The following is a 3,896-nucleotide window of genomic DNA, read 5'->3' on the forward strand; positions in this document are numbered from 1 at the left end:
GATCGCGTACCGGGGCCGGTCCATGGACGGCGTACGGCGGCTAATCGTGCGGGGCCCAGTAGTCGAGGAGCGTGCCCACGCCGTGCTCGACGGACTTCCAGGAGCCGGAGAAGCCGATCACGGCGAAGGCGGCGGTCGGGAAGCCGCCGCGGCTCATCCTGGCCAGGGCGTCGCCCTCCACCTTGCCCGCGAGGGCGTCGGCGAGGGCGTGCATTCCGGGGTTGTGGCCGACGAGCAGCAGTTCGTCGACCTCGTCCGAAGTCTCGTTGAGCAGCGCGATCAGATCGCCGAGGGAGGCGTCGTACAGCCGCTCCTCGTACACCGTCCTGGGGCGATGCGGCAGCTCATGGACCGCCAGCTTCCAGGTCTCGCGGGTCCGCACCGCGGTCGAGCACAGGGCCAGGTCGAAGGGGATGCCGGTGTCGGCGAGCTTGCGGCCCGCGACCGTGGCGTCCGTGCGGCCCCGATCGGCGAGCGGCCGGTCATGATCGGGCACCTGGGGCCAGTCGGCCTTGGCATGGCGGAGTAGGACGATCCTTCGCGATACGGGGTGTCCGGGGGGCATCCCACCGGAAAGCTCAGCGGTGCTCATGCACCTCAGCTTCGCATGAAATCAGCCAGCAGGCGCAGGGTGTTGACGTACGGCCCCGCGAAGGTGAACACGGTCGAACCGGGTGGTCAGGAACCGGTCAGGGTCTGCTGGATCCGGTCCAGGAAGGCCCCGACGGACGGGTCGCCGGAGGCGGCGTGCGCCTCGCCTGTCCCGGTCATCAGCACGAACAGCGTGGCGAAGGCGATCACCGGCAGAACGACGGCCCACCACGGCAGCCGTACGTCGACGCCGGCAGCGGCCGGGACGTGGGACCGGGTGTGCATACGGGCCGACATGGCCGCCTCCGTGAGGTCAGAAGGTGCGCTGCTGCGATACCTCAAACCTACGGATCTTGAGCCCTCTCCCCCATCCGGTGAGCCACCCAGTTCCCCCTGACACTCACCCCCTAGGGGATGGTGGGGCCAGCCCTACCATCGCGGCTTCGGGGCGAGGCGGTCCCCCGGACTCAGGGCGCGGCGATCGAGGCGATGACGCCGATGATCACAGTGATGACGATCATCGTGCCGAAGACGAGGAGGAGCTTCTTGTGGCCGTTCGGGGGGTTCGGGTCGAGCACAGGCATGGGGTCAGTGTCGCATCCCTGCTTCGTCCTCGACCGTGCGGTCCCGCCCGGCCAGGACGCCGACCGCCATCTGCGGCAGCATCAGCCCGGCCATCAGTGCGAGCGGCAGTTCCCAGCCGCCGCTGTGCTGGTAGAGCACGCCCACCAGCAGCGGCCCGGGGATGGAGATCAGATAGCCGGCGCTCTGCGCGAAGGCGGAGAGCCGTACGACGCCGGCGCCGGTGCGGGAGCGCATGCCGATCATGGTCAGCGCGAGGGGGAAGGCGCAGTTGGAGATGCCGAGCAGCAGCGCCCAGGCCCAGGCGCCGGCGGCCGGAGCCAGGAACAGGCCCGCGTATCCGGTCAGTCCGCACAGGCCGAGGGCGACGACGATCGGGCCCTGCGTCTTCAGCCGGGTGGCCAGCCGGGGGATCACGAAGGCGAGCGGAACGCCCATGACCATGGTCACGGCGAGCAGCACACCTGCCGTGCCTGCCGGGACTCCGGCGTCGCGGAAGATCTTCGGCATCCAGCCCATGCTGATGTACGCGCCGGTGGCCTGGAGGCCGAAGAAGCAGGCGAGAGCCCAGGCGGTACGGCTGCGGGTCATGCGCGGGGCGGGTGCCTGCCCGGTCCGTCCGTCCGCGGGCGCGCCGAGCCGCGCGGAGGCCGTGCCCGGACCTGTGCCCGTACCTGTGCTCGCGCCCCTGCCCCGGTCGCGGTCATGGTCGCGATCGCGGTCCCGTACCAGCAGGATCCACGGCAGGACGGCGGCGGCGGCGAGCCCGGCCCAGACGACGAGACCGGCGCGCCAACTGCCGCCCAGCGCCTCCGTCATGGGCACGGTCGCGGCCGCGGCGAGCGCGGTGCCGAGCGACAGGGCCATCGAGTAGAGCCCGGTGACACTGCCGATGCGGTCCGGGAAGTACCGCTTGACGATCACCGGCATCAGGACGTTGCTCACGGCGATGCCCACGAGGGCGAGCGCGCTGGCGGCGAGGAATCCGACGGTGCCGCCCGCGAAGGGACGTATCAGCAGTCCCGCGGTGACGGCTGCCATTCCGGCGCAGACGATGGCGGCGGGACCGAAGCGGCGGGCGAGCCGGGGCGCGGTGATGCCGAAGACCGCGAAGCAGAGCGGCGGTACGGAGGTGAGGACTCCGGCGACGCTGCCGCTCATGTGGAGCCCGCTCTGCACCTCTTCGAGTAGGGCGCCGAGGCTGGTGATGGCGGGGCGGAGGTTGAGCGCGGCGAGGACGAGACCGACGACGACGAGCCGCGCGGGCCACGCCGGGGATTTCGGCGCGGGAGAATCGACCCGTGTACGGGGTGCCGTGGTGGCGCGGCTCAGGGTGCGGGTCTGGGTCTCGTCGGACATGGAGCCATCATAGAATCATGGGATGATTGGTTGTCCAATCCCGTACGACTCTGCGTATACCTCTGCACATGTCTCTGCGTACGACGCACCGTCGACTTTCCATGCGGCTTTCATCCGACAGACTTCTGTATGACGTCGCATACCGATCCCGCGGACAAGGAGCACCATGGCGCTGACCTCTCCCCGGCGTTCCGCCCTCTCGGACCAGGTGATCACCGAGCTGCGGAACCAGATCACCTCGGGTGAGTGGCCGGTGGGCTCGCGGATTCCGACCGAACCCGAACTGGTCGAGCAGCTGGGCGTGGCTCGCAACACCGTCCGCGAGGCGGTCCGCGCGCTCGCCCACAACGGGCTCCTGGACATCCGGCAGGGCTCGGGCACCTATGTCGTCGCAACGAGCGAACTGGCCGGGGTCATGCACCGCCGGTTCGCCGACGCCGACCCCCGGCACATCGCCGAGCTGCGCTCCACCCTCGAGTCCTCCGCGGCCCGGCTGGCCGCCGAGCGCCGTACGGAGCGGGAGCTGAAGCAGCTGGACACGCTGTTGGCGCGCCGCGAGGAGGCGTGGGAGTCGGGCGACGCCGAGGTGTTCGTGGCGGCCGACGCCACATTCCATCTGGCGGTCGTCGCGGCGTCCCACAACGACGTGCTGACCACGCTCTACGCCGACCTGGGTGATCTGCTGCGCGACTGGCTGCGCGACGACGTGGGGCAGGAGCTGCGCCCGGAGAACCACATGGACCATGCGCGGCTCGTCGAGGCGATCCGGGCGTGCGACGGGGACACGGCGGCGTCGGAGGCCGCGAGCTACCCCTTCATGTGTCTGCGCAACGGCGTGTGAGCCGCACGGTCGCGGTCGTCATGAGCCGCAAGGCCGCGGTCGTCACGAGGGCCGGCGCAGATGGCTCACCCAGACGGTGCGTATCTCCTTCCAGCAGCGCTCGCTGAGTTCGGCGCGTTCGGTCGGGCCGAGGTCGACGGGCTTGCTGTCGGCGTCGACGTCCCACCACCGCTCGCACTCGACGTGGAGCTGGATCCGGTCGGTGTCCAGGTAGGGGTTGTGGCAGTACGCCGTGGCCCGGGAGCCTTCGACGTAGACGCTGCAGTCGGCCCCGAAGGGCTGGGGAGCGGACTCCCCGCGCGCCTGGGAGGCCGCTGAGGGTACCGGCCACAGAAAGGCCACCAGTACCCCCAGCGCGGACGCTGAACGCCAGGACGTACGCACAAGCAGACCTCCTCGGCCGTACTGCGGCGAACGCCGCTGCTGCACCACAAGGGAGGGATTGCCTCTCCAGGGTCACCCGGCCGGGGGGCTGTCCGCCCGTTCCATTGACCCGAACGGGCGATGCCCCGGTCCCCCGCAC

Annotated in this window: 6 protein-coding genes; 1 reads left to right on the top strand and 5 read right to left on the bottom strand. The window is 70.5% G+C overall.

Annotation, left to right across the window (positions count from 1 at the left end; translation table 11 throughout):
- Positions 1–40: 40 nt before the first annotated feature.
- The 4 genes from ACWGI8_RS31405 to ACWGI8_RS31420 all read right to left on the bottom strand — a co-directional run bounded on the left by ACWGI8_RS31405 (position 41) and on the right by ACWGI8_RS31420 (position 2,532).
- Entirely contained in the window at positions 41–592 is a 552-nt protein-coding gene (locus ACWGI8_RS31405; protein WP_453666071.1) for a SixA phosphatase family protein, read from the bottom strand.
- Positions 593–678: 86 nt separating this feature from the next.
- The gene (locus tag ACWGI8_RS31410) at positions 679–888 is read right to left on the bottom strand and encodes a hypothetical protein (protein WP_453666072.1); all 210 of its coding nucleotides are present in this window, start codon (positions 886–888) and stop codon (positions 679–681) included.
- 170 nt (positions 889–1,058) lie between these two features.
- On the bottom strand, positions 1,059–1,175 hold the full coding sequence (locus tag ACWGI8_RS31415) for an SGM_5486 family transporter-associated protein (protein ID WP_453666074.1): 117 nt from the start codon (positions 1,173–1,175) through the stop codon (positions 1,059–1,061).
- A 4-nt stretch (positions 1,176–1,179) separates the two neighbouring features.
- Entirely contained in the window at positions 1,180–2,532 is a 1,353-nt protein-coding gene (locus tag ACWGI8_RS31420) for a CynX/NimT family MFS transporter (RefSeq protein ID WP_453666076.1), read from the bottom strand.
- Positions 2,533–2,698: 166 nt separating this feature from the next.
- Here ACWGI8_RS31420 and ACWGI8_RS31425 point away from each other — a divergent pair, with 166 nt between their 5' ends.
- Positions 2,699–3,373: a FadR/GntR family transcriptional regulator gene (locus ACWGI8_RS31425; protein ID WP_453666077.1), complete on the top strand. Its 675-nt coding sequence runs from the start codon at positions 2,699–2,701 to the stop codon at positions 3,371–3,373.
- Positions 3,374–3,415: 42 nt separating this feature from the next.
- Here ACWGI8_RS31425 and ACWGI8_RS31430 read toward each other — a convergent pair whose 3' ends face one another.
- The gene (locus ACWGI8_RS31430) at positions 3,416–3,757 is read right to left on the bottom strand and encodes a hypothetical protein (protein WP_453666079.1); all 342 of its coding nucleotides are present in this window, start codon (positions 3,755–3,757) and stop codon (positions 3,416–3,418) included.
- Positions 3,758–3,896 lie beyond the last annotated feature (139 nt).

This window comes from Streptomyces sp. NPDC054841 (assembly GCF_053611045.1).

Excerpts from the sequence above, each read along its gene's own strand:
- ACWGI8_RS31425 (WP_453666077.1), top strand. The coding sequence starts at position 2,699 with ATGGCGCTGACCTCTCCCCGGCGTTCCGCCCTCTCGGACCAGGTGATC.
- ACWGI8_RS31405 (WP_453666071.1), bottom strand. The coding sequence starts at position 592 with ATGAGCACCGCTGAGCTTTCCGGTGGGATGCCCCCCGGACACCCCGTA.
- ACWGI8_RS31410 (WP_453666072.1), bottom strand. The coding sequence starts at position 888 with ATGTCGGCCCGTATGCACACCCGGTCCCACGTCCCGGCCGCTGCCGGC.
- ACWGI8_RS31415 (WP_453666074.1), bottom strand. The coding sequence starts at position 1,175 with ATGCCTGTGCTCGACCCGAACCCCCCGAACGGCCACAAGAAGCTCCTC.
- ACWGI8_RS31420 (WP_453666076.1), bottom strand. The coding sequence starts at position 2,532 with ATGTCCGACGAGACCCAGACCCGCACCCTGAGCCGCGCCACCACGGCA.